The organism is Candidatus Pseudothioglobus sp. Uisw_050_01 (genome assembly GCF_048085775.1).
Taxonomy (GTDB): Bacteria; Pseudomonadota; Gammaproteobacteria; order PS1; family Pseudothioglobaceae; genus Pseudothioglobus.
In genome coordinates, this window is the sequence record NZ_CP159804.1 from 1,624,682 (window position 1) to 1,650,418 (window position 25,737).

Consider the following 25,737-nt stretch of genomic DNA (forward strand, 5'->3'; position numbering starts at 1 on the left):
TAGTATTTTACACAAAGGCCTTCAGCTGTTGTATAAACAAATCCCTAGGCATTTTGAATGCACCTAAACTTTCTAAATGATTATTCTCAACTTGACAATCAATTAATTGATATGAGCTCTGTTGAAGTAAGTAAGCAAAAGCAACTTTTGATGCATTACTCACTAATGAGAACATAGACTCACCAAAGAAAACATCTCCCAAAGCAACGCCATAAAGCCCACCAACAAGCTCTCCATTTTCATAAACTTCGTATGAATGGGCGTGGCCAGACTCATGAAGTTTACAATAAGCCTCAATCATTTCATCATTTATCCATGTACCAGATTGTCCTTGTCGCGCTATTTTTTGACATTGAACTATGACATTTTTAAAGGCGGTATTAATACAAACCTCAAATTTAGAAGATTGAATGACTCTCTTCAAGCTCTTTGAAAGATGAAATTTTTCAGGTGTAATAACCATTCTTGGGTCAGGCGAATACCAAAGTATAGGTTCATCCTTGCCATACCAAGGAAAGATTCCTAATGAATAAGCTTTCAGTAATCTTTCAACGGACAAATTACCGCCAATTGCAATCAGTCCATTAGGCTCTGTTAGTGCAAGACTTAGTTTTGGAAATTCAGAGTTGTTTTCATCAAGCCAAAAAGAAGGTGGTATTTCGCTCACCCTTTATCGACCTCGAATAATCTCTCTTGCCATATACAAAGCAAGTATGCTTCTTGCTTCTGTTAAATCTTCATTATAGGTAAGCGTTTCTAGTTCAGATAGCTTATGAGGAACTATCTCTAGTGGTTCTGGTTCATCTCCTTCAGCCGACTCCTCATAAAGATCTTCAGCAAGAACAATATGAGTTGCATTTGATTGATAGCCTGGAGCAAGCGTAATGGTTTTAAGAAAAGTAAGCTTACGAGCACCATAACCAATCTCTTCTTTTAACTCTCTTCCAGCAGCTTCTATAGGAGTTTCGCCCTTATCAATCTTGCCTTTTGTTAGGCCTAGCTCATAGCGCTCAGTTCCACCAGAAAATTCATAAATCATTAGAACAGTATCATCATCAAGCATTGGAATAACCAAAACCGCACCATTTCCTCTAGACATTAACCTTTCATAAATTCGAGTCGCTCCATTTGAAAATTCAACATCCATAGACTCAAGATTGAAAATACGGCTTTGTGCAACAGTGTGAATATTTGTTAGTTTTGGCTTTTTTCGCATAGCAATATTATGCCATTGGTTTAGTGCGATTTAATAACAAAGATAAATTTAAGTAATTATTAATCTTGTAATAAAAAAGAAAATGTTAACATAGGGTTAATGGGCTTTAGTAGTCATTAAAAATATCTTATAAAACTTTTATAAAACATATTGAAATTACAATATATTCGCTTTTGGGGCCTAATAAATGAAAAAAAATACATCTGAAAGTCTCTTTGCAAGAGGCTCTAAAGTTTTGATAGAAGGAGTTTCATCAGCCTCCAGAGGCCCTGCAGCATTTGGCACAACCCCTAGATATATGTCTCATGGCGAGGGATCTAGATTATACGACGTAGATGGTAGAGAATATATAGACTGGATGATGGCATTTGGAGCTCTTCCATTAGGGCATGCACATCCAAAAATTGTGACCACAGTTACAAAAGAAATTGCACGTGGAAGTCATTTTGCAACTGCTTTAGAAGTTGAAGTTGAAGTTGCAGAAATCTTAGTAAATTTACTGCCGCATGTTGATAAAGTAAGATTTGCTAACACAGGAACAGAAGCAGCTATGGCAGCAATTAGACTTGCACGAGGTCATACTGGGCGTCGAAAAATTATTAAATTTGAAGGTCACTATCATGGGTGGTGGGATGCTGTATTAATTAATAGCAACCCTCAGCCAATAACCTCGTTAGGGCATCCTAATTCTCCAATAAGAATTCCAGATAGTTCTGGGATGACAGAAGAAAGTTGGATGGATACCATTATTGTTCCATGGAATGATTTTGATGCACTAGAGAGAGCAATGGCTCTTCATGGCCGTGATGCTGCTTGTGTTGTGACTGAAGGAATTATGTCAAATATGGGCGTAATAGTACCAAAACCAGGGTACCTTAATAGAATTGAAGAGCTCTGCAATGAACATGGTGCCTTATTTTATTTAGATGAAACTGTTACAGGATTCAGGGTTGCTGCTGGTGGATGTGCTGAACTTTATGGCTTAAAGCCAGATATTGTTACTTATGGAAAAGCACTAGGCTCTGGGGTTCCCATGGCAGCGATTGGTGGATCTGACGAAATAATGTCTGGCCTTGAATGGGGAAAGGTTCTACATTTTGGGACACATAATGCAGGTCGATTAGCATTACATATTTGTAAAACGATGCTTACAACAATGTTAGATGACAATCAGGCAGGTTTTGTCAAAATTAAAGATCTTGGCATTAAACTTACAGAAGAAATCCAATCTATTTCTAAAAAAAATAATAAACATAAGATGGTTTGCCAAGGTGTGAATTCCATGTTTCAAATCTTCTTCACTGACCAAAAAGAAATCTCTAACTATCGTGACTTTTGTAGAAGTGTAGATCGTTTAAAATTTCGAAATTTTGCGTTGAGACTTTTTGATAAAGGAATTTATATGAATCCATCAGCTACATTACATTCATTATCCTCAATTGTCCATACAGAAGAGGACATTGAAGTTACTGCTCGTGCAATATCTGAAACGCTTGATGAAATGCCTTAAAAATGCCTAAAGCACTAAAGAAAATTGGAATACTTGGTGCTGGTCAACTTGCCGAATTTATTATCACTGGAATAGACAAGGTAAGTGCTCCTTTCGATTTTATGTTGTCACCAAGATCTCATGAAAGAGGATTAAAACTAAAAAATAAATTTAATTTAGAAATTGCAGAAAGTAATCAGCATCTCCTAGATAGCTGTGATATGGTATTTATCTGTTTGCCATCAAATAATTCACTCTCAATCTTAAGTGATCTAAATTTTCGAAAAGAAAATAGTATTTTATCTGCAATTGCAGGAATAACAAGAGCGGCAATCTGCAGAACAACTAACTGCAAGGCAGTTCACACTTCAATGATGCCAGGATATGCAAATGCATCTAATAAAGGACCCAGTCTTTTATTTCCAGAAAACTCTGAATGGCATGAATTTCTATTATTTTTAGGTCCTGTATTTGAGTGCAAAACAGAAAAAGAATTTAATGTTGCTGCAATTATTGGAGCCGTCTCAGGAGCAAGTTTTGTTCTCTTTGAAACTCTTTCAAAATGGTTTGAAAATAATAATTTATCTTCAAAATTTTCTCAAAACCTTCTTTTAGAAACCCTTAAAGGAAATATAGAAATTGCACTAGAGAGTGATGAAACTTTAAGTGAAATCATATCTAAAGTAGCAACACCTGGAGGCATTACTGAGAGCTTAGTTAATCAATTAGATCAAAAAGAAGCTTTATCATCATGGTTGGAAGGTATGGACACTATTCTAAATAATAATTCATCAAAAAAATAAAGTAATAAGCTTTCATTAAGTGAAGCAATAATGATATTTTTTTGAACTACATGAATGTTATTTATTCAAGCCATCAAATAACATTAAAGCTGAAGTATCACTATAAGTATGACCTTTATCCATCAAGTTAACATATCGATCATAAACTTCCTTGGTAAATTCTAGATTTGAATTATTAGAGCTGGATTGATCAATACAATAGCCCAAGTCTTTTACCATCCACTTAATAGCAAACCCAAAATCAAATTCTCTTTGATGCATTGTTTCAGCTCGATTTACCATTTGCCAGGATTGTGCTGCTCCTCCAGAGATTGCTGATAACAAACTATTCATATCAAGATTTTCAGCTTCTGCAAATAATAAGCCTTCAGACAGCCCTTGCAGTAAACCTGCAATGCAAATCTGGTTTACCATTTTAGCAAGCTGCCCTTTTCCAGATTCTCCCATATAAGTAACATTTTTTGAATAGGTATTTATCAACTCTTCTGAATCATCAAGGACTCCCTTGCTTCCACCTGCCATGACACTAAGTACTCCATTAATTGCTCCTGCCTCACCGCCACTAACCGGGGCATCTATAAATGACACTCCTATTGCAGCTAGGGACTCATTTAAGTGCTTGGCTAATTTATAAGAGGTTGTCGTATGGTCAATAAAGATTGATCCTTTTTTAAGATGGGTAATCATCCCTTGTTCAGCAAACACAATTTCCATCATGTCTTCGTCTCTTCCAGTGCATGTAACAACAAAGTCGGCATCCATTACTGCCTCTTTAATTGAGCTGGAAACCTCGCCCTCATAGTCCTTACTCCATGCAGCAGCCTTTTGAGAAGAGCGGTTAAATACTTTTAAGTTAAATAGATTTGACTTAGATAGATGACCAGCCATAGGATAGCCCATAGTTCCAAGTCCAATAAACGCTACATTTTTTTTTATACTCATTAGATTCCTTGATTACTGGTTAATGTTATAAATCAGATTATACGATACTGCGTTTTAAACATATAATCAGATATAGTAAATATTTATCAAATAAAATTCTTTTAATATAAATAACCCTATTTTTTTATGACAAACCCAGATTATTGGCAAGATTCACTCAACTATTTAACTAAAACTGATAAAGCCCTTGGAAATCTTATTAGCCAATTCAAAGACTACTCTATTTCATCTCGAGGAGAAGCTTATGAAACCTTACTTCGCTCCATAGTTGGTCAACAAATATCTATTCAAGCAGCGTCAAGTGTTTGGAATAAAATAGTTGTACAAGTTAAAACTATTGAGCCCAATAAGGTTCTATTAACAAGTAGGGAAAATTTAAAGCTATGCGGCTTGTCCAAGCAAAAAATACAATATATTTATAACATTTCTGAACATTTTATTGCTAACAATATTGAGAATAATGCATATTGGGAAGGACGAAGTTATCTTAGTATCTATGAAGAACTCATCACTATTAAAGGAATTGGCCCATGGACTGCAGAAATGTTTGGCATGTTTCACTTGCTAGAAAAAGATATTTTTCCACTGAAAGATGTTGGGGTTATAAGGGCTATGAACCAACTCTACAATAATGGCAAAAAACTTGATATAGATAAAATTATAGAAATTTCAGATACATGGCGCCCTTACAGATCCGTTGCCTGTTGGTTTTTATGGCGATCTATTGATAGTGAAGAGGTGCTCTACTAAGACTCTAAAGCCATAACAATTAAATCACCCATCTCCTCAGTTCCAACAACTTTATCTCCAGCTACAGAAATATCCTTGGTTCTATAACCTTTATCAAGTACTTCGCTAACAGCCAAATTAATTTTATCAGCAAGCTCCAACTGATTAAGTGAATACCTAAGCATCATTGAAACAGATAATATAGTTGCTAGTGGATTGGCAATATCTTTTCCAGCAATATCAGGTGCTGAGCCATGGATAGGCTCATACATTCCAAAATTATTCTTATCAAGAGAAGCTGATGGAAGCATGCCAATTGACCCAGTGAGCATTGCAGCACAATCAGACAAAACATCCCCAAAAAGATTACTTGTAACCATAACGTCAAATTGCTTGGGATCTCTTACAAGTTGCATTGCTGCATTATCGACATAGATATGGGAAAGAGTTACGTCTGGATAGCTTGATGAAACTTCTTCCATGACTTCTCTCCAAAGCTCAGAAACTTCAAGAACATTTGCCTTATCTACAGAGCAAACTCGCTTTCCTCTTTTTTGAGCGATTTGAAAAGCCGAGTGTCCGATACGGGCTATTTCAGATTCATAGTAGGTCGCTGAGTTAATCCCAAAGCGCTCTCCATCTCTGATTTCTATTCCCCTTGGCTTACCAAAATAAATACCACCAACCAGCTCACGCACAATCATTAAGTCCAAACCCGATACAATTTCAGTTTTAAGGCTCGATGCACTCGCTAACTGTGGATAGAGAATTGCAGGCCTTAAATTAGAAAATAAATCAAGCTCAGATCGAATACCTAACAGTCCACGCTCTGGCCTTAAATCTCTTTCTAGTACCTCCCATTTTGGCCCTCCAACTGCGCCTAATAGAATTGAGTCGCAACTCTTAGCTGTCTTTATAGTTTCATCAGGAAGAGGTGATCCAGTTTCATCATATGCGATTCCGCCTATCAGCCCGTTAACAAGAGTCATCCCCATTTCATGGTTAGAATTTAATGAATTAATTACTTTGACCGCTTGATCAACAATTTCTGTACCTATTCCATCACCGGGGAGAATTAATATTTTTGACATATTTGGTTTGAAGTTAAAACTTTAATTAATTTATTTTACGCTTGCTCAATTGTATTGAATCTAAATTTCTACCATATCAAAATCTTCCTTACCAGAGCCACAAAGTGGGCAAACCCAATCATTAGGTATATCTTCCCATATAGTACCAGGACTGATTCCTTCATCAGGAACTCCTATACTTTCATCATAAATCCAGCCACACATATTACATTTATATTTTTTCATAATGATTTTAGAAGAGCTGTAAAGATAGCTAGACAAAGCTTAGCTAATAAAAAATTAAAAAATAATTATACATTTTTTAAGTCATTAATTGATAATCATAGTTAGAACAAATATAACTGGTATTAGTATTAATTAAGATAATCCAGTATAAAATATCTCAATGCTCAAAATTTATAATACGCTTACTAACCAAAAAGAAGACTTTCGTCCAATAGATCCAAACAATATTGGAGTTTATGTTTGCGGAATGACTGTTTATGATTTTTGTCATATGGGACATGCTAGAGTATTAGTTATGTTTGATGTTATTACGCGTCATATGAGGCGAAACTACCCAAACGTTCAATACATAAGAAATATTACTGATATTGATGACAAAATTATTAGTCGAGCAATAGAAAATAATGAGGATATCTACTCTCTGACAAATCGATTTATCGATGCTATGCATGAAGATGAAAATGCGCTAGGAGTTCTCAGTCCTGATATTGAGCCACGCGCTACTGACTCAATCGATCAAATGATAGATATGATTGAATTACTTTCCAAGAAAGGTCTTGCCTACCAAGGCAAAAATGGTGATGTTTTTTATTCTGTTAGAAAATTTAAAGATTATGGCAAGCTTTCTGGGAAAAATTTAGACGATCTGGTCGCTGGTGCTCGAGTAGATATTGAGAGTAATAAACAAGATCCTCTTGATTTTGTTCTTTGGAAAAAAGCGAAACCAAGTGAGCCCAAATGGTCTTCGCCATGGGGAGAAGGAAGGCCAGGTTGGCATATAGAATGCTCAGCAATGTCGACTCACTTTATATCAAATCATTTTGATATTCATGGTGGCGGAATGGACTTAACATTTCCCCATCATGAAAATGAAATAGCCCAATCAGAGGGTGCTAATAATTGCAAATTTGTCAACACTTGGATGCATGTTGGATTCGTTAATATTAATGACGAAAAAATGAGTAAGTCACTTAAAAATTTCTTTACTATTCGTGGTGTTTTAGATAAATATGATGGTGAGACTCTTCGATATTTTCTTATAAGTAGTCATTATCGCTCCCCACTAAATTTTAGCGACACGAATATTGAAAGTGCAAAATCTGCATTAAAAAGACTTTATACTGCAATGAAAGGCTTCTCCTCTAATAAAAAAATAGACGCCCAAGTAGGCAAGACTTTTGATTATGAAGATAGATTTAATGCCGCATTAAATGATGACTTTAATACTCCTATTGCATTAAGTATTTTATTTGAAATTGCTAAGCAAGTAAATATTGAGCGCTCAAAAGATTCTGAGCATGCTGCATCCTTAGCTCAATTACTAAAAAAATTAGGTAACTACCTTGGTATTCTTGAATATGATTCTGAGGCTTACCTCCAGCAAGGCTCAGAACTATCAGAGGCTGAAGTTTCCATAAAAATAAACCAGAGGGAAGAGGCTAGATCCTCAAAAAACTTTGCAATGTCTGATCAGATTCGTGAGGAACTTTTAACACTTGGTATTATTCTTGAAGATAGCATAGATGGCACATCCTGGCGAAGAAAATAAAATAAATTCCTACGTTGATTGGCATCAAATTGATACCATTTTGCTAGATCTAGATGGGACGCTCTTAGATTTAAACTTCGATCTGCATTTTTGGCTTAAATACCTTCCAAAAGTTTATTCTGAAAAGCACAATACTAGCTTTGAGGATTCAAAAAATATAATAATTTCAATGCTTGACTCTCAAGAAGGCAAATTAACTTGGTATTGTCTAGACTATTGGGAAGAAAAACTGGATTTCGATATCATGAAATTAAAAGGTGATGTTGCTCACTTAATTCAAGTTCATAATCATGTTCTAAATTTCCTTATTACAGCAAGATCGAAAGAAAAACGTATTTACTTAGTAACTAATGCTCATCGAAAAGGTATTGCGCTAAAAATGCAAATGTCAAAGCTGGAAGGCTACTTTGATAAAATTATCTCTTCACATGATTTTGGAGTTATAAAGCAGGAGCAACAATTTTGGGAGCAATTGACTAATGTCATTCAATTTGACAATGAAAGAACAATTTTTTTTGATGACTCACTAGATGTCCTAGAGTCAGCTTCCAAATTTAAAATTAAGAATATAATCGCAATAAATAAACCAAGTAGTATGCTTGATAAAAAAATAGTTCCTGGCTTTATAAATATTGAGAGTTTTCTTGAAGTAATGCCATAGAAAGTATTATTAGCAACTTGCAAATTATTAATGAAACAAATTGACACAAAATCTTAATTTACCCTCTATAAAATTATATTTCTTTAAGAGTACTTAATATTAATATAATTAAACTGCACTATAGAATTATTGAAGGCTATATTTACTTCAAATGATATACTTCTATGAAGTTTGAAGAGAAATTTATATGTGGGCTGATTAGAGCAGTGCCCTTAAACTTATCTCCTTTTTATTTTAACTACAAACTAACAATAAAATATTATGAAAAATGCTTTTTATGCTCAATCTGGAGGAGTCACAGCAGTAATAAATGCTTCTGCTTGTGGCGTTATTGAAACAGCTCGTAAACACCCAGATAAAATTGGAACTGTATATGCAGGTGAGAATGGAATAATTGGAGCCTTAACTGAGAATTTGATTGATACGTCAGTTGAAACTGATGCAGATATAGCAGCACTAACTCATACTCCTTCAGGTGCGTTTGGATCTTGTCGCTATAAAATGAAGTCTCTTGAAGCAAATAGAGCTGAATATGAACGCTTAATTGAGGTTTTTAAGGCCCATAACATTGGTTATTTTTTTTATAATGGTGGCGGAGACTCGGCAGATACCTGCCTAAAGGTATCTCAGCTCTCAGAAAGCATGGGGTATCCGATTCAAGCGATTCATATTCCTAAAACTGTTGATAACGACCTTCCTGTTACAGATAATTGCCCTGGTTTTGGCTCGGTAGCTAAGTATATTGCAGTCTCTACGATGGAGGCCAGTTTTGATGTCGCATCAATGGCTGCTACGTCAACAAAGATTTTTGTACTTGAGGTTATGGGGCGTCATGCTGGATGGATAGCAGCAGCTGGGGGGCTTGTTGACTCGTCAATACCCGTTGTAATTCTTTTTCCAGAAATTGACTTCAATGAAGGGAAATTCCTAGAAAAAGTAGATAAAAATGTGAAAGAGTTTGGCTACTGCACTATTGTCGTTTCAGAAGGAACAAAATGGCCTGATGGAAAATTTTTAGCTGAGCAAGGAACACGTGATGACTTTGGACATGCTCAATTAGGCGGCGCAGCGCCAGTTGTTGCAAATATAGTAAAAAAAGCCTTAGGTTATAAATTCCACTGGGCAGTAGCAGACTATCTTCAGCGATCAGCCCGTCACTTAGCCTCAAATTCAGATGTGGAACAAGCTTATGCTCTTGGCAAGGCTGCAGTTGAAATGGCACTAGATGGTAAGAACTCCATTATGCCCTCAATTGTCAGGTTATCTAATAACCCATATAAATGGGAAATAGGTTACGGTGAATTAAAAGACATTGCTAATGTCGAAAAAATGATGCCAGAAAACTATATTTCAGAAGATGGGTTTTCAATTACTAAATCATGTCGTGAATATTTGCTTCCACTTATTGAAGGTGAGAACTATCCACCGTATAATAATGGGTTACCCGATTATGTCGTAATGCAAAAATCAAAAGTTAAGAAAAAATTACCGCCTTTTGAAGTTTAACTACAAAGTGTCCATATGAATGTTATTTTATTAGGGCCGCCTGGTGCTGGAAAAGGCACCCAAGCAGCTCATATCTGTGAAAAATTTAATATCCCCCAGATTTCTACGGGTGACATGCTGCGGGCAGCAGTAAATGCAGGAAATTCTATTGGACTCGAAGCAAAAAAAACTATAGATGCAGGAAACCTTGTCCCTGATAAGATAATTATTGCTTTGGTTAAAGAAAGAGTTCAGTCAAAAGATTGTAGTAATGGGTATTTACTTGACGGATTTCCTAGAACCATCAATCAGGCTGATGCTCTAAAATTACAAGGGATTAAGATTGACTATGTTGTTGAGGTTAAAGTTCCAGATGATGACATAGTAGTAAGAATGTCTGGTCGCCGCGTTCATTTACCTTCAGGAAGAACATATCATATTGCCTTCAACCCACCAACATTAGAAGGCAGGGACAACTTAACTGGTGAAGATTTAATTCAGCGTGTTGATGATGATGAAACTATTGTTAGAGGACGTTTAAAAATTTACCACAAACAAACTGAACCTCTTGTTAAATACTATCGTGATGATGCAAAAATTGCTGCTTCAGGCTCAAAGTTTATCGCTATAAGTGGCGTAGGTTCACTTGATGAGGTCAAAGATAGGATTACATCAGCTCTCATTAGTTAAATTATAATTCTTTAAAGATCGATTTTAAACTTTACTCTTTTAGTCCCATCCTCTGAACCTTTAACAATAACTTTATCGTTATTAATATCATAGGTTAATTTATCACCACTAAACGAGTCAAATCCTTGAATTAAGAAGGCATTCCCAACCAAAAAAATCATACCTTCATTCACATCATAGGTGATTAATGTTGCAGTTGCCTCTATTAAGCGTACCTGATTTTCTTGACTTTGAATATACTTAGCAGGCTTCTCAACTGAACCAGTTGCTTTCATTGTTTCAACACCATCTGTATTAGTTTGAACCTGGATAAGTTCTGCAGTCATCAAAAGTGAACCCTGCCTAACTTCAGCATTTCCACTAAATTCATTAAAGCCAGATGCCTCATCAACTATTACAGATTCAGCTTCAATTTCAATGGGTTGCTTTGCATCCTCTGAGAGAGCAAAAGCAAACGTCGTAAAAAAGATGGCAATTAATAAAATAATTTTATTCATAAACAGCCAGAACCCTATTCATTAATTCAAGTTTTTTTGTAACAGCATCATAATGCATTTTTTTTGCCTTGATGTCAACAATATTTGATTTAAAGTGAGATGATGAGTTAGATTTTAAAACTTCACCATCATTGGATTGATCAATTACAACATTAGAGCTCTTAAGAATACCTCCAGATTCAATCACAACCTCAACTTTTCCTAACAGATTGATTAGTTTTATATTCATATCCATATCAATTCCATCTTCTGAATTAACAATAATATCTTTAGAGCGATAAACTGTTTTCTCTTTACTTTTATATATTTTTTCACCTGCATCATGACTAATAAATAAGTTTTTTGTGTCCACTATCGCTCCTGAGTCTTCAATAATTTGAACAATGCCTTTTAAATACATTGTATCACTATCAATACTCATCTCCATTCCCTGTGCAATAATTTTTGAAGTTTCACCCAAATATGTCACCTCTTTATTACTTTTAATTTGACCATTATCACTGAGAACTATTAATGACTCAGTACCGAGCTCATGCAGGGCTCCTGTCTTGGTATTAATTTTGACTTCTCCATTAAATAAAATCTCACCTGTTTTAAGAATGTTGGCACGGTTTGATGTTAATACAACTCCTTCTTTTTGAGCATTATTAAATGTCTTAACCTCAACTTCAAGAATCTTAACTGGTAAGTTTTTATAACTATAATAGGTTTCAGCTTGTATTGTATGTAATAGAACTTGTTCTTTTGAATATTCCTTAAGAAGAAAATTATCAATTTTTTCTAGATAGGAACTTTCTTTAACCTCCTCATTGATAGATGATAATTGTGGATTAACTTTTTGGAGGAAGGACAGCTTTAGAAAATTATCTTGAAATATCCATAGAATAAAGACTAAGGCTATAATAAATACTATAAATGATTGAATTTTCTTAATTTGGAAAAAAGCCATGATATGCTAAATCAAAGAATAAAAGGTCTGTACGCAATAACCCCAGACAAAGACCTGAATATCACCCTTATTGAGAATGCAATTAAAAAACATAAAGTAAATATTCTCCAATACCGCCGTAAAACTCAAGACGAAAAACATAAGCTAGATGAAGCAACACAGTTGCTTGAACTATGCCTACAACATAATACTTTATTTATAGTCAATGATGATGTTAACCTTTGTAAGAAAATTGGTGCTGATGGAGTTCACTTGGGGCAAAATGATGTGAATGCTTCTTCTGCAAGACATCTGCTTGGCAAGAAATTTATTATTGGTGTTTCATGCCATAATAATCTTGAACTTGCTGTAGAAGCTGAAAAGAATGGTGCAAATTATATTGCTTTAGGGGCTGTTTTTAAATCTAAAACTAAACCAAATGCTGCTTATTGCTCGGTCTCAATGATTCAAAATATTAAAAGAAATATTAATATTCCTATTGTTGGTATAGGGGGAATTACTTTTGAAAATCAACAAAGTGTCTTTGATGCAGGATGTAACTCTATTGCAATGATAGAGGGTCTTTTTGGTCATTAAGTCTAGAATTATTTTTGTAATTATAGCCACCTTTTAAGCCCTTTTTTGAAAGCACAAACTGCCATAAGTGGTTTTTTCTAGAGCGAAAAGAAGCTGCACACATTAGCAAATAGTACTCCCACATCCTCTTAAATCTTTCATCATATAATTCAGTTAATTTATCAAAGTTTTTTTGAAACTTTTCATTCCATGCCATTAATGTTGGATCATAATCTTGTCCAAAATTATGCCAATCCTCTATAACAAATAAGCCTTCGATAGATTTGCAAATTTGACTGGAAGAGGGAGACATTCCATTTGGAAAAATATACTTATTAATCCATGGATCCGTTGCACGCCCTGGGTTGTTTCTTCCAATAGTGTGTAATAAAAACAACCCATCATCCTTTAAGCATCTGTTTACAACTTTCATGTAATTTTTATAGTTTTTATATCCCACATGTTCAAACATTCCTATTGACACTATACAATCATATTTTTTTTTAAGCTCACGGTAATCCTTTAATTCGAACGATACATCAAGGCCATCGCAAGATTTTTTTGCATAATTTACTTGTTCTTTTGAGATAGTTACCCCATGCACACTTACTCCATAATTTTCAGCGGCATATTTTGCAAAACTACCCCATCCACAACCAATTTCCAGAACACTCATCCCAGGCTTAAGGTGAAGTTTTCTGCAAATTAAATCTAATTTATTGATTTGAGCTTGCTCCAAATTCTCTGCCATCCTCCAATAACCACATGAGTAATTCATTCTTTCATCGAGCATTAATGAAAATAAATGATTGCCAATATCATAATGCTCTGTTCCAACTATATAAGCTCTTTTTGTTGTTTGGGCATTGAATAAGTAGGCTCTAACTACATTCATTAAAAAATAAGGGTTGGTTATTTTGACTTGCTTATCTATTCGTGCACTCAGCAGCTTATCTCCGAATTGATCTAATGATTCACAATCCCACCATCCATCCATATAGCTCTCACCAAGCGCTAAAGACCCTCCACTTAAAACGCGAGCATAAAATAAATCATTATTAATTTGAGGGTCCCACGAGCGTGGCCCATTGATTTGAATATCAGCGGAATTAAATAGTTTGTCTACTGTTTTTTTAAAATCAGTCAAATATTCAAATACTTCTGTTTTCTATCGAAATATTATCTTACCACAGAATTAATTATTTTGGAAATTGTGAACTAACTTTGAAATTTAATTTGAAAAATTTGTCCTTAATAGAGCAAAAAGGCTAAGAGCGACAATAGCTATAAAAAAGATTAAGGACCAGCCTGCCATACTCAAACCTAAAAATTGCCATGGTATTTCAGCACAATTACCATCACCCATAAATAACGCATTTAAAACATCGGCAAATGGAAACACATCGATAATGTATTCAAGCGGAGGACCACAAAGTGGAACCTCATCTTCGGGAAGTCCTTGCAACCAAACCTGGCGACCAGAAATCCATACACCAGCAATAGCAAAAAGAGCTATAAAAAAAGAATACAGTTTGCTGGCTCGAATATGTGGATTATGCAAAAAAGCTACAAATGAACTAACACCAATCAAGCAATAAAAAAACTGCTGGGTTATGCATAGCGTGCAAGCCTCTAGACCTAGAACTTTCATACTATAAGCTGCATAACCAAGCAATGACCCTACTAGTATAAAAATAATTAAGTGTATTTGTCTTGGTAGAAGCTGAAGTAAAAAAGTATTCATTTTATTAAATTAATTTGAATTAGTTATCATACAAGTTTTTCAGGCTCATTGAACTTGGGACTTGAAAAAAAATCATTAATCATAGGAATAAAAAATTCTAGAGGCTTTGTCTCATAATTTGGATCAAAACAATTCTGATCATATTCATGACAAAACTTTATAGCATCTTGATACCAAGGACTATTAATAAATAATTCTCTAGCATTTCTATCTCCACCTGAATGATGTGCATAGTAGTACATCTGAAAGACACCATGGTGTTTTACAATCCAATAAGTCTTCTCTGATACAAAAGGTCGAAGGATTGCTGCTGCCATTTCTGAATGTGAATATGGAGCTAGACCATCTCCTATATCATGAAATAAAATCGCTATTACTATTTCCAAATCTTCCCCGGCAAAGTGGGCTCTTGTAGCACCCTGTAAACTATGCTCAAGCCTACTAATTTGATAACCAGAAAGACTTGAATTAAGTGACCTCAGTGAAGCAATCAATCGCTTTGGAAGCTCTAAATTAAATTCATCTTCAAGGTCATTTAGAAAAGCATACTCTTCAGCAGTTCCATTCTCCATACTTTTAAAGCTAACCTTTTTCATAATAAATTATTCTTCCTTATATTCTTTTTGCACTATCCTTTAATAATCCAGCAACATAATGAGAGAAAGAATGTCTAACCATCATCAACAAATTTCCCTCAATATTTCGATAAATACAAACTGGCGCTTGCCCACAAGTAGTTGATACAACTTTACCTATAGTCAAGGAGCCCTCTAAATCATAACTCATCCATCTAGACAATAAGGTGTCTACATTATTTCCTGAAAACTCCAGAATACCATAAGCTCCAGAACTGTCTGTCGTTGACATTCCTTTAGGGAGTGATTTAAACTTTTCAAGAAGTTGATCTTTGTTATTTCTATGATGCAGCAACCAAATTTCATCTGGACTTATCCATAGAAAACTATCGCCATTGTCATTGAGGCTTACAGATAAAGATTTAGGTGACTCTGCATTAAAAATGTCTTTAATACTATTAGCATTTTTTTTATGATCTTTTGATGTTCTTATAACCATTAAAGATAAATCTATAATCTCACGGCAAACTAGGTCATCCTGATTAATAAGAAAACCATCCTGATTCAAAACAGGTTGAAAAGTTGTTCTAAATTCCGGAATATTGTTTTCTACTAAACTACTCATTACCATCCACCTTTTCACCTTTAATATCATAAAAAACACTACTAGAAACTTCACAAGGGATTTCCTTTAAACCTTGTTTCTCTTGAACAATTTTAACTAATACTATTTCAGTCATTTTTGAAAGGCCACCCTTAAGTTGGGCCATTGCAATTGACCTTCTAAGTATGGGGCTGAAATAACTTGAGGTCACATAACCTATGGAACTTCCTTTATTATTAATTATGTGAGAACCTTCTGGAAGAACAACATGGGCATCTTTTGTTAATAGACCTACTAGTTGAAAGCGATCATCAGTATTGAGTGCAGAAATACTAAAAGAACGACGGCCAATGTAAGAAAAAGGTTTATCTTTTGCAAGGATCCACTTCATATTGACATCCATTGGCGTCATTGAACCATCAGTGTCTTGACCAACAATAATATAACCTTTCTCCGCGCGAAGTACGTGCATTGATTCAGTTCCATAAGGCGTTATATTCCATGGCTTTCCAGCCAATGCAACCTCATCCCAAATATACCGACCATAATTAGCTTCAATATTAATTTCATAAGCAAGTTCGCCAGAAAAACTAATCCTCATAATCCTTGCTTTTACACCACATACTGTTCCAGGTCGCCACTGCATAAATTTAAAATTATCACGCTCAAAGTCAATATCTTGGCATAGAACTTTCATCAAGTTACGAGCATTGGGCCCAACAACTGCGACGGTTGCAAATTGGTCTGTAACACTACTAAGGTGAACATCTAAATCACTCCACTCGGTTTGTAGCCACATCTCTAGAGCAGAGTAAACGCTTGCAGCACCCCCGGTTGTAGTAGTCATAATAAAATGATCATCATTGATACAGGTTGAAACTCCATCATCAATGATCATTCCTTTCTCATTACACATAAGCCCATAACGACAGCTTCCTGGAGCAAGCTTCATCCAAGCATTGGTATAAACTCTGGATAAAAATTCTCTAGCATCTTTCCCTTGAACATCAATTTTTCCAAGAGTTGATGCATCCATCATTCCAAGTGAAGTTCTAACAGCAAGACACTCTCTATTAACTGCTTGATGAATATCTTCTCCACCCTTTGGATAATACCAAGGTCGGTACCACTGGCCTACAACCTCGAACTCTGCTCCACTTTCTAAATGAGAGTCGTGGATTGTTGTATACCGTTGGGGGTCAAAAAAACCTCCCACTTCCCTGCCTGCCATAGCGCCAAAATCAACTCCAGTATAAGCTGGACGAAATGTAGTTGTTCCAACTTCAGACAAAGGAACATCTAGGAACTGGGCTGCAACAGCAATACCATTGATATTACCAGTTTTACCTTGATCAGTTCCAAATCCCATAGCAGTGTAACGCTTAATGTGTTCAATCGAGCGATACCCCTCCCTAATTGCCAGAGCAACGTCTAAAGTAGTCACATCATTTTGCATATCAATAAACACTTTTGGCCTATTCAAAATTTCTATTGGCACAAAAAATTGACTTGCATTGTAGTAATCTAAATAATTTTCACTCATGCTATCTTGAGTAGATTTCTTAATTTCTTCCAAAGATAAAAGAGTCAATTGAGCTTTATTTTTTGCATCAATTACAGCATCCTTCCAAAATCCAATGGCACTAATTGAGCCACACACTTGTCTATTTTTTCGCTCCTTTTGTGGCAAAAAAGCTTGGGAATCTTCATCAAAAAAAGTTTTTGCACCACAATGACAGTCAAGGTGGACCACAGGATTAAAGCCACCTGATGTTGCCAATAAGTCACAATTTAATCTTTTTGAAGGACCGGTAAGCCTCCACTTCTTGCCTTGCATTTCAACCGTAGAAACCTCAATACCTTTTACAAGATTTGTTCCGTGTGCTTTTAGTACAGCATAACCCTGGAGAACTTCAATGCCTAATTTTTTTGCCTTTAAAACGGTTTCACTCTCACCACCATATGGTCTAATATCAATGACCTGACAGTTAATATCATTATTATTGATGTCAATTGCTGTGCTGTAGATGCTGTCATTATTGCCATACAAAATAACATTTTTGCCCGAGATTACACCAAACTCATTAAGATAACGCCTAACAGACTGACTCAACATTATATTTGCCAAATCATTCGTTTCAAATAACATGGGGCGCTCATGAGCACCAGTTGCCAATATAACTTCTTTAGCTCTTATTTTATGAAGCACTTTTCGAGCAGATTGTGTACCTTCTGATATTAATGACTCACCAGTAGCATTAGTTTGCAATACCTCTATATAGTTATGGTCATACCAAGCATAGGCTGTTGATCGGGAGAGTAATTTCAAACGACTATTATCTACATTTTTAAATTCAAGTAACTTATTAAGATTATCATGATGCCAACTAATGGCATTATCATCACTTTTAAATTCATTAAATAACTCCCCACCTAAATGCGCTCGCTCATCAACCAATATAACCCTTGTTGTTTTAGAGTTATTGAGAATTTCTAATGCAGCAGTTATTCCTGCTACGCCACCTCCAACAACAAGGACCTCAGTATGATGAAAAACATGATCATAAACATCCTCATCTTTTTCAGTAGGTGCTTTTGAAAAGCCTGCAAGTGATCTTAGGCTATCTTCAACCATTGCCCAAACCTTTTGCTTTATAAAGGTTTTATAATAAAAACCTGCTGGCATAAATCGATGCAATGGTTTAATTAAAGCGCGAAAATCAATTGAATTTGGATTACTAGAACTCACTGCACTTAAGCCATCATAAAGCATAACTTCAGTTGCCTTCAAATTAGGCGTATAGCGCCCTCCAATTTCTAGTGAAACAAGTGCGTTAGGCTCTTCAACACCTGAACCCATTAAGCCACGCTTACGTCCATATTTAAAGCTTCTAGCAAAGAACAGAACGTCATTTGCTATTAATGCAGAAGCTAAGGTATCGCCCTTATACCCCTTATAGGATTTGTTATTAAATATAAAGCTTAGAGCTTCAGATTGATCTATAAAGTCACTCTTATGATTCTTTAATCTCATGATGGATTCTCGCTCATTACCTCTCCAAAAGCCGCAACCTCAAGAATTTCATGGCTAATCGTAGATCTTTTAACTAAGAAATATTTACGACATCCATTAGTATGGACCCACTGCTCCCAGTGATCTCCTTTGTGATTAGTGCGATAAAATACATAATCAGCCCACTCATCATCACTAAGCTCTTCAGGATTTTGAGGTCTGGCAATGAAAGCCTCTCCAGCAGGAGAAAATTCATTTTGATCTCTCGATTCTTTACAATATGGACAATCTATCAAAAACATAATATTACCTTTATATATAACTAATGTGCAACTCCTGCTGCACCGTGCTCGTCAATAAGAGCTCCACTTGTAAAACGATCAATATGAAATGGAACTGCTAACTCATGCTGCTTATCTTGGGCAATAGTGTGAGCAAAAACATTTCCAGAACCTGGGGTCGCTTTAAAGCCTCCAGTTCCCCAGCCACAGTTAAAGTAAAGCCCTTCAACTTTTGTAGGACTAATAACAGGACAAGCATCTGGACAAACATCAACTATGCCTCCCCATTGACGGTTCATACGAACTCTCGAAAAAATTGGAAATAGTTCAAGTATCGCAGCAGCACAATGCTCTACTATCTTTGCACTGCCTCTTTGAGCATATGAGTTGTATCCATCGATACCAGCCCCAATAACTAAATCGCCCTTATCGCTCTGACTTACATAACCATGAACAGCATTAGACATTACTACCGTATGAAGAATTGGTTTCATAGCTTCGGATACAAACGCTTGCAAAGGATGGCTTTCAACTGGCAATCTTAATCCTGCCATTTTTGCCACAACCGAAGAGTGCCCTGCGCTAACGCAGCCAACACGATCTGCCATGATATCACCCAGTGTTGTCTTAACGCCTCTGACTCTGCCCTCTTCAATCTCAATATCAATAACCTCACAATTTTGTATAATATCAACACCAAGATTTGAAGCAGCCCTAGCAAATCCCCAAGCAACACCATCATGTCTAGCAACACCAGCGCGTGCCTGGAAAGAGGCCCCCATAATTGGATACCTTGCATTTTTAGAGGTATTAATAATTGGAATTTGTTCTTTTATTTCTTTATGGTCAACCACTACAGCATCAACCCCATTAAGCACATTAGCGTTTACTCTTCGCTCAATATCTCTCATATCTTGAAGAGTGTGCCCAAGGTTGTATACGCCTCTCTGGCTAAACATAACATTGAAGTTTAGATCTTCACTAAGCCCCTCCCAAAGCCTCATGGAGTGCTCATAAAGACTAGAAGCCTCATCTCTTAAATAGTTTGAACGAATAATGGTTGTGTTTCTGCCAGTATTGCCACCACCAATATAGCCTTTTTCAAGAACCGCAACATTTGTAATGCCGCACTCCTTAGCTAAATAATAGGCTGTTGCAAGACCGTGGCCACCGCCACCGATAATAATAACATCATACTTAGATTTAGGCTTAACTAAAGGGATTGCTTGATCCCATTCCTGATTGCCCAATCCAGCCTTTAATAAAGAATACCAAGAATATTTTTTTTGCATAATAATTTAAGCTCTAACAATAAAACTATAAATCAAGAACTACGTCACTTGTGGGGTAAGAACAACAAGTAAGTATGTAACCCTCTTCCTCATGGGACTTTAAAAGTCCGCCCTGAGCATCCATCTCAACTGTACCTTTTATCATTTTGGTACGGCATGTTCCACATAGCCCCATAGAACATGCAAAAGGCACTGTAATTCCTTGTTTTTGTATTGAAACCAATATACTCGAATTACTGCCGCAAGATACTACCTCACCACTCTTCGACAGGGTGACATTATATTCATTTATTCCACTATTTGGAACTTTATGCTCAGGCAATTCTTGATTAATTGCCATATTGCTTTGCGCAGTTGAACTCTCAATATCAAAGCTCTCTTGATGGTAAGCAGACATATCGAAATCACTTAGCTTTAAAATCTTTTGTGCATTTTGCATATACGGCTCTGGCCCACAACAATACACCTCTCTATCAATGAAATCAGGGACAAGCTCTAAAAGCATTTCAGAACTCAAAAATCCACTAGGCCCCTCCCAATTTGAATCTGGTGCATCACATATAAAATGTCTTTTAAAATTAGATTGGTGGAGCTCATAAAACTCAAGCTCTTCTTTTGAAATTAGGTCTTTGGGAGATTGTGCATTATGGATAAAGACTAAATCAACATTTATAGATAAATCAATAAAATATCTTGTCATTGAGAGCATTGGGGTAATACCACTTCCACCTGACATGAGTAAAATTTTGGGCCTAGGCTGGTCAAGGGCAACACTAAAAGACCCTCCAATATTAAGGGCATCAATGCAATCACCAACCTTCAAACTGTCATGCATCCAGTTTGTAACGACCCCATCTTGCATCCTTTTATTGGTAATGGTAATAGTGTGGGGTCTCGTTGGACTGGAAGCAATGGTATAAGTTCTCATTACCTCAATACCATCTATATTTAAAAATAGAGTTGTATGCTGTCCTGGCAAAAACTGAAACCATGCATCCTTCTTGGATTTAAAAGTAAAACTCTTAACATTGTGAGTTTCATTTTTAATCTCAATACACTCTAGAGGTGAAAGGTCTCCCACCCATCGATCAAGATTTTCAATATTTATATTAGGAAAAATTAATTCACTCATCTTACTTCAACTCAATATTTAAATAATTATTTACAATTTTATCATTGCCTTATAAGGTTGTATAAATAACAAAAGAAAAACAAACTGTTTTTAAAACCCAATTAAAAAAATTACCCTAAGGCATAGGAATTATATGTTTTTTTCTAGCATTCATTCCCTGAAAAATAATTGCCATAAATATAGCGCAACCACCAATTAAAGTATTTGTACTCGGAACCTCGTTAATGCCAAATATTGGAAGCCATGCCCAAAAAATACCCAAAACCACCTCAAGCAATGAAAGCATTACAAGCTCACCACTAGGCAAATATTTTGCCCCTAAGCCATATAATATAAGGCCAAGGCCAACCACTAAACCATGCATCATGCTTATTCCAATATTGATTGGAGCCATTTCAAAATTGCCTCCACTTACTAGGATGAAAACTGTTGCCCATAACATGCAAAAAAAGCCAGCAAGCGCAGGCGTTAATAATTTAGGCACTTCGGGATTTTTTCGAATTGTAATTGTGTATATTGCAAAGCCCAAAGCTACAAAGAAACCATAAGTAACGCCTAATAATGTAGTTGATTTTTCAGTATCCCAAACCATAATTGTAATTCCAGCAGCAACAATCAACATGTTTATGAAAGTGATACGACTTAGCCTTTCACCTAAAATAAGGTAGCCTAAAAATGCAGAAAGAACTGGAGACAAGGCAAGCATTAATAAGGTAATTGCTACTGTGGTGGTTGTTAGTGCATAAATCCAACCAAAAAATGTAATTGACATTACTACGCCTCCAACTAAGCTCCAAGAATCGATCCTCTTGAACGTATTAAAAAAGTTTTTTCCCTCTCTAAGAGCAACAAAAATAAGTATCACTGATGTAATTATTAAGCCTCTATAAAGTAGATATTGAAGCCTATAGTTTTCAGCATCTTCTAGAAGGCGAACAAGTGGAGCCCCAAAGCTCCAAATGATTCCACTGACAACTACTAATACAAATCCAAGGAAATATCTATTCTGCATGAAACCCCTATTAAACATAATGATTGACATTAATTATTTGCGCATTGTGTTCTTAAAATATATATCTGTCAATCATTTTTTTATGTGCCAAGTTGAAACATTTAGCCTACTTATATTATTTGTTCAAAAAAATAAGTAGATTCAAATCATAGTAGCAGTTAAAATTCAACTTTAGCCCTATGGATCAAAGAAAAATCATGGAAAACTTGAGAGGTATTTTATTCATGATTCTTGCTATGGCAGGGTTTGCATTTGAAGATTTATTTATCAAAATGCTATCGGCTTATTTTCCAATATCAGAAGTAATAATAATTCTTGGTTTTACTGGAAGCATAGTCTTTCTAATTATTGCACTTCTTCAGCGTGCGCCAATTTTTCATAAAGAGTTATTAAATAAGCATGTAATAATTCGCACAATTTGTGAGCTTCTGGGAGCGGTATTTTTTGTTACAGCAATTGCCTTAACGCCACTTTCATCTGCCACAGCAATCCTACAAATAACGCCATTACTAGTAACCATTGGAGCTGTCATATTTTTTAGGGAAAAAGTAGGATGGAGGCGCTGGACTGCAGTATTTATTGGCTTCATGGGTGTGTTACTGATTGTGCGTCCTGGCTTTGAAGGTTTTATGCCAGCATCAATCTTTGCACTGCTTGGATCTTTATTTTTAGCTGCCAGAGATCTAGCTACTCGCGCAATGAAGGTTGACCTTCCCTCGGTAACGATTGCCTTATATGCCTTTATAGCTTTTGGGATTTCAGGTATTTTGATTATTCCATTCAACTCACCAATGATAATTCCAACATCAAATCAAATGATTTATTTTATTGGAGCGTCTACCTTTGGAGTAATTGCTTATTATTCACTTGTTATTTCTTCTCGGATTGGCGAAATGTCAGTTATATCCCCATTTCGATATTCAAGAATAGTATTTGCAATGCTTCTTGCAATCATAATTCTTGGGGAGAGACCAGATAGCCTTACCCTGATTGGAGCAACAATTGTTGTAGCTTCAGGATTTTATACATTCATACGTGAAACAGTTTTAAATAAACCGCAATGAGATTAAAGTTTTAGATCATGGCGCTAACTTCTTTTGAAAGAAACTAAAAAAATATCTATTAAAAAAGCTTGCTATACTAAAGGTAATTGATTAACATCCGCACAAATTAACTCATGCACAGGAGTCGCTATGAATATGCCAAGAACAATACTTATACCAAATGGTGACAATATAGTTCATACATTCAGTGATAAGGAATTCCAAAACCGTCAAGAACGCCTTAGAAGTCATATGGTACAAAATAATATTGATAGTGTAATTTTTACATCTATTCATAGTATTAATTATTACAGTGACTTCCTCTATTGTTCTTTTGGGAGACCTTACGCGCTTGTTGTGACTCAGGATAAAGCAACAACAGTAACTGCAAATATTGATGGTGGTCAACCTTGGCGCCGAACTTTTGGTGAAAACTTAGTCTACACAGACTGGCAAAAAGATAGCTTCTTTTATGCCCTGCAGCAGCTCGTAAGTAATGGCGATAAAATTGGCATAGAGTATGATCATATAACTAAAGAACGCTTAGATAAGCTTCAAGCTGCATTTAACAAATCAAACTTTATTGATATTTCAGTTGATTGCATGAAGATGCGCTCTATCAAATCAGATGAAGAAATTGCTCATATTATTCAGGGGGCAAATGTTTGTGATATAGGTGGCGCAGCACTAGTGGAGGCGATTAAAGAAGGTGCGCCAGAACATGAGGTAGCTCTTCATTCAACACAAGCCATGGTTAGAGAGATTGCTAAGCGCTTTCCAAACTCAGAACTAATGGATACTTGGACTTGGTTTCAATCTGGCATTAATACTGATGGCGCGCACAACCCCGTGACTACTAGGAAAGTTCAAAAAGGTGATATTCTTAGTCTTAATTGTTTTTCAATGATTGCAGGCTACTATGTTGCACTCGAAAGAACATTATTTTATGATCATGTTGATGATGAATCCCTGAGATTGTGGGAAATTAATGTAAAGGTACATGAGGAAGGAATGAAACTTATCAAGCCAGGAGTTGCATGCAAAGACATCGCACTTGAACTTAATAAAATTTTTGAAGAGTATGGCTTACTTGAAAGTAGAACTTTTGGATATGGTCATTCATTTGGAGTTTTGTCTCACTACTATGGCCGTGAAGCTGGAGTTGAGCTAAGAGAGGATATAGATACAGTGCTGCAAAAAAATATGGTTGTTTCTATGGAGCCAATGATTATGATTCCAGGAAGTCAGCCAGGTGCTGGTGGTTACCGTGAGCATGACGTTATGGTATTAACTGAAGATAGCGCCTATGACATAACTAAATTTCCATTTGGACCAGAGCATAATATTATTACTTAGTAGTTTTAATAAAGCTCTAAAACTCAGATAAATGGATACTATTGATTATTCTTACCTATTACAAGAGTTGCAGATAGCAGCTCGAGAAGCTGGCAATGAGATTATGAAAATCTATGCCAATTCAATAAAGGTCGACTACAAAGAAGATGGGTCACCCGTAACCCTTGCAGATCAAGCTGCCGAGCATGTAATTCTCAATAAACTTAAAGAAATCGTCCCAGAAATTCTCATAATTTCAGAAGAAAATTCTAGCAGCCATGGCGCAAAAGCTACTGAACAGTTTTTTCTTATTGACCCGCTTGATGGCACTAAAGAATTCCTGAAAAAAGATGGACTAGGTTCATTTACCGTAAATATTGGACTTATTGAAAATGGCATTCCAACATTGGGTGTTGTATATGCACCTGCACTCAATCGAATGTTTTTTGCTTCAGTTTCTTCAGGTGCTTTCGAAGAATCAAATGGCTTAATTAAGCCTATCACTATTCGAGCGATACCTCAATCTGGAGCTGTTGCTGTAGCAAGTGTTTCTCATCGTGATGAGTTGACAAATACTTGGTTAAATGATCATAAAATTAAGAATACGACATCTATTGGCTCTTCATTGAAATTTTGTTTAGTTGCTTGCGGCGAAGCTGATGTTTACCCTCGATTTGGACCAACTATGGAATGGGATACTGCTGCTGGGGATGCTGTATTACGATGTGCAGGTGGGTCAGTTAAGCTTCCAAATAATAAACCGTTTAACTATGGAAAACCTAGTTACAGAAATGGTCCATTTATTGCTTATGGAAGTTTCTAGAT

At 35.8% G+C, this 25,737-nt stretch carries 27 protein-coding genes; 11 read left to right on the forward strand and 16 right to left on the reverse strand.

What is annotated here, in order from left to right; genetic code table 11:
- Window positions 1-7: 7 nt before the first annotated feature.
- Together aat and nudE are read right to left on the reverse strand one after the other, a co-directional pair.
- Window positions 8-667, reverse strand: a complete 660-nt coding sequence (gene aat, locus ABXT51_RS08250) for a leucyl/phenylalanyl-tRNA--protein transferase (RefSeq protein ID WP_416695260.1) — start codon at window positions 665-667, stop codon at window positions 8-10.
- A 3-nt stretch (window positions 668-670) separates the two neighbouring features.
- Entirely contained in the window at window positions 671-1,216 is a 546-nt protein-coding gene (gene nudE, locus ABXT51_RS08255; RefSeq protein ID WP_271558695.1) for an ADP compounds hydrolase NudE, read from the reverse strand.
- Between the two features lie 187 nt (window positions 1,217-1,403).
- Between nudE and ABXT51_RS08260 the strand changes: the two genes are divergently transcribed.
- Both ABXT51_RS08260 and ABXT51_RS08265 read left to right on the forward strand, forming a co-directional pair.
- Window positions 1,404-2,726, forward strand: a complete 1,323-nt coding sequence (locus tag ABXT51_RS08260; RefSeq protein ID WP_416695262.1) for an aspartate aminotransferase family protein — start codon at window positions 1,404-1,406, stop codon at window positions 2,724-2,726.
- 2 nt (window positions 2,727-2,728) lie between these two features.
- Entirely contained in the window at window positions 2,729-3,508 is a 780-nt protein-coding gene (locus tag ABXT51_RS08265) for a pyrroline-5-carboxylate reductase dimerization domain-containing protein (RefSeq protein ID WP_416695264.1), read from the forward strand.
- A 57-nt stretch (window positions 3,509-3,565) separates the two neighbouring features.
- Here the strand turns inward: ABXT51_RS08265 and ABXT51_RS08270 are convergent, their stop codons facing one another.
- Entirely contained in the window at window positions 3,566-4,450 is an 885-nt protein-coding gene (locus ABXT51_RS08270; protein ID WP_416695266.1) for an NAD(P)-dependent oxidoreductase, read from the reverse strand.
- Window positions 4,451-4,576: 126 nt separating this feature from the next.
- Between ABXT51_RS08270 and ABXT51_RS08275 the strand changes: the two genes are divergently transcribed.
- Window positions 4,577-5,200 carry a DNA-3-methyladenine glycosylase family protein gene (locus tag ABXT51_RS08275; protein ID WP_416695268.1) on the forward strand — a complete coding sequence of 208 codons (624 nt, stop codon included), beginning with the start codon at window positions 4,577-4,579 and terminating at the stop codon, window positions 5,198-5,200.
- Here the strand turns inward: ABXT51_RS08275 and leuB are convergent.
- Window positions 5,197-6,270 (reverse strand): 3-isopropylmalate dehydrogenase, encoded by a 1,074-nt coding sequence (gene leuB / locus ABXT51_RS08280; RefSeq protein ID WP_416695270.1) that lies wholly within the window; start codon window positions 6,268-6,270, stop codon window positions 5,197-5,199. The genes ABXT51_RS08275 and leuB overlap by 4 nt on opposite strands.
- 60 nt (window positions 6,271-6,330) lie before the next feature.
- Window positions 6,331-6,495, reverse strand: a complete 165-nt coding sequence (gene rd, locus ABXT51_RS08285) for a rubredoxin (RefSeq protein WP_416695273.1) — start codon at window positions 6,493-6,495, stop codon at window positions 6,331-6,333.
- 160 nt (window positions 6,496-6,655) lie between these two features.
- On the opposite strand from rd, the gene cysS reads away from it, so the two are divergent.
- The 4 genes from cysS to adk all read left to right on the forward strand — a co-directional run bounded on the left by cysS (window position 6,656) and on the right by adk (window position 10,880).
- Complete coding sequence (gene cysS / locus ABXT51_RS08290; protein WP_416695275.1) at window positions 6,656-8,044, forward strand: cysteine--tRNA ligase; 1,389 nt, start codon at window positions 6,656-6,658, stop codon at window positions 8,042-8,044.
- Window positions 8,019-8,705 carry an HAD-IA family hydrolase gene (locus tag ABXT51_RS08295; protein WP_416695277.1) on the forward strand — a complete coding sequence of 229 codons (687 nt, stop codon included), beginning with the start codon at window positions 8,019-8,021 and terminating at the stop codon, window positions 8,703-8,705. Before cysS ends, ABXT51_RS08295 begins: the two co-directional genes overlap by 26 nt.
- A 261-nt stretch (window positions 8,706-8,966) precedes the next feature.
- On the forward strand, window positions 8,967-10,211 hold the full coding sequence (locus ABXT51_RS08300) for a 6-phosphofructokinase (protein WP_416695279.1): 1,245 nt from the start codon (window positions 8,967-8,969) through the stop codon (window positions 10,209-10,211).
- A gap of 15 nt (window positions 10,212-10,226) precedes the next feature.
- Entirely contained in the window at window positions 10,227-10,880 is a 654-nt protein-coding gene (adk, locus tag ABXT51_RS08305; RefSeq protein ID WP_416695282.1) for an adenylate kinase, read from the forward strand.
- A gap of 11 nt (window positions 10,881-10,891) precedes the next feature.
- On the opposite strand, the gene lptA is transcribed toward adk, so the two are convergent.
- A complete protein-coding gene (gene lptA / locus ABXT51_RS08310) occupies window positions 10,892-11,377 on the reverse strand; it encodes a lipopolysaccharide transport periplasmic protein LptA (protein WP_416695284.1) in 486 nt (161 codons plus the stop codon).
- Complete coding sequence (gene lptC, locus ABXT51_RS08315) at window positions 11,370-12,326, reverse strand: LPS export ABC transporter periplasmic protein LptC (RefSeq protein WP_416695286.1); 957 nt, start codon at window positions 12,324-12,326, stop codon at window positions 11,370-11,372. The genes lptA and lptC overlap by 8 nt, the downstream gene beginning before the upstream one ends.
- A gap of 3 nt (window positions 12,327-12,329) precedes the next feature.
- On the opposite strand from lptC, the gene thiE reads away from it, so the two are divergent.
- Entirely contained in the window at window positions 12,330-12,902 is a 573-nt protein-coding gene (thiE, locus tag ABXT51_RS08320) for a thiamine phosphate synthase (RefSeq protein WP_416695288.1), read from the forward strand.
- Here thiE and cfa read toward each other — a convergent pair.
- From cfa to ABXT51_RS08365, 9 genes are all read right to left on the reverse strand, one after another.
- Window positions 12,868-14,028 carry a cyclopropane fatty acyl phospholipid synthase gene (gene cfa / locus ABXT51_RS08325; protein ID WP_416695291.1) on the reverse strand — a complete coding sequence of 387 codons (1,161 nt, stop codon included), beginning with the start codon at window positions 14,026-14,028 and terminating at the stop codon, window positions 12,868-12,870. The two genes, thiE and cfa, sit on opposite strands and share 35 nt — an antisense overlap.
- Window positions 14,029-14,112: 84 nt before the next feature.
- On the reverse strand, window positions 14,113-14,625 hold the full coding sequence (locus tag ABXT51_RS08330; protein ID WP_416695293.1) for a disulfide bond formation protein B: 513 nt from the start codon (window positions 14,623-14,625) through the stop codon (window positions 14,113-14,115).
- Window positions 14,626-14,651: 26 nt separating this feature from the next.
- Window positions 14,652-15,221, reverse strand: coding sequence for an HD domain-containing protein (locus ABXT51_RS08335; RefSeq protein WP_416686841.1), 570 nt, complete (start codon window positions 15,219-15,221; stop codon window positions 14,652-14,654).
- A gap of 16 nt (window positions 15,222-15,237) precedes the next feature.
- On the reverse strand, window positions 15,238-15,825 hold the full coding sequence (locus ABXT51_RS08340; protein ID WP_416695295.1) for a sarcosine oxidase subunit gamma: 588 nt from the start codon (window positions 15,823-15,825) through the stop codon (window positions 15,238-15,240).
- On the reverse strand, window positions 15,818-18,838 hold the full coding sequence (locus ABXT51_RS08345; RefSeq protein WP_416695298.1) for a 2Fe-2S iron-sulfur cluster-binding protein: 3,021 nt from the start codon (window positions 18,836-18,838) through the stop codon (window positions 15,818-15,820). Before ABXT51_RS08345 ends, ABXT51_RS08340 begins: the two co-directional genes overlap by 8 nt.
- Window positions 18,835-19,119, reverse strand: a complete 285-nt coding sequence (locus tag ABXT51_RS08350; protein ID WP_416677895.1) for a sarcosine oxidase subunit delta — start codon at window positions 19,117-19,119, stop codon at window positions 18,835-18,837. The genes ABXT51_RS08345 and ABXT51_RS08350 overlap by 4 nt, the downstream gene beginning before the upstream one ends.
- Before the next feature lie 20 nt (window positions 19,120-19,139).
- Window positions 19,140-20,390, reverse strand: coding sequence for a sarcosine oxidase subunit beta family protein (locus tag ABXT51_RS08355; RefSeq protein ID WP_416695300.1), 1,251 nt, complete (start codon window positions 20,388-20,390; stop codon window positions 19,140-19,142).
- 25 nt (window positions 20,391-20,415) lie between these two features.
- On the reverse strand, window positions 20,416-21,522 hold the full coding sequence (locus ABXT51_RS08360; protein ID WP_416695302.1) for a 2Fe-2S iron-sulfur cluster-binding protein: 1,107 nt from the start codon (window positions 21,520-21,522) through the stop codon (window positions 20,416-20,418).
- A 115-nt stretch (window positions 21,523-21,637) separates the two neighbouring features.
- Complete coding sequence (locus tag ABXT51_RS08365) at window positions 21,638-22,534, reverse strand: DMT family transporter (RefSeq protein ID WP_416695304.1); 897 nt, start codon at window positions 22,532-22,534, stop codon at window positions 21,638-21,640.
- A 179-nt stretch (window positions 22,535-22,713) separates the two neighbouring features.
- Here ABXT51_RS08365 and ABXT51_RS08370 point away from each other — a divergent pair, with 179 nt between their 5' ends.
- The 3 genes from ABXT51_RS08370 (at window position 22,714) to cysQ (ending at window position 25,735) form a co-directional block, all read left to right on the forward strand.
- Window positions 22,714-23,598 carry a DMT family transporter gene (locus tag ABXT51_RS08370; protein ID WP_416695306.1) on the forward strand — a complete coding sequence of 295 codons (885 nt, stop codon included), beginning with the start codon at window positions 22,714-22,716 and terminating at the stop codon, window positions 23,596-23,598.
- A gap of 129 nt (window positions 23,599-23,727) precedes the next feature.
- Window positions 23,728-24,933 (forward strand): M24 family metallopeptidase, encoded by a 1,206-nt coding sequence (locus tag ABXT51_RS08375; RefSeq protein ID WP_416695308.1) that lies wholly within the window; start codon window positions 23,728-23,730, stop codon window positions 24,931-24,933.
- A 31-nt stretch (window positions 24,934-24,964) separates the two neighbouring features.
- The gene (gene cysQ, locus ABXT51_RS08380) at window positions 24,965-25,735 is read left to right on the forward strand and encodes a 3'(2'),5'-bisphosphate nucleotidase CysQ (protein ID WP_416695311.1); all 771 of its coding nucleotides are present in this window, start codon (window positions 24,965-24,967) and stop codon (window positions 25,733-25,735) included.
- Window positions 25,736-25,737: the final 2 nt, after the last annotated feature.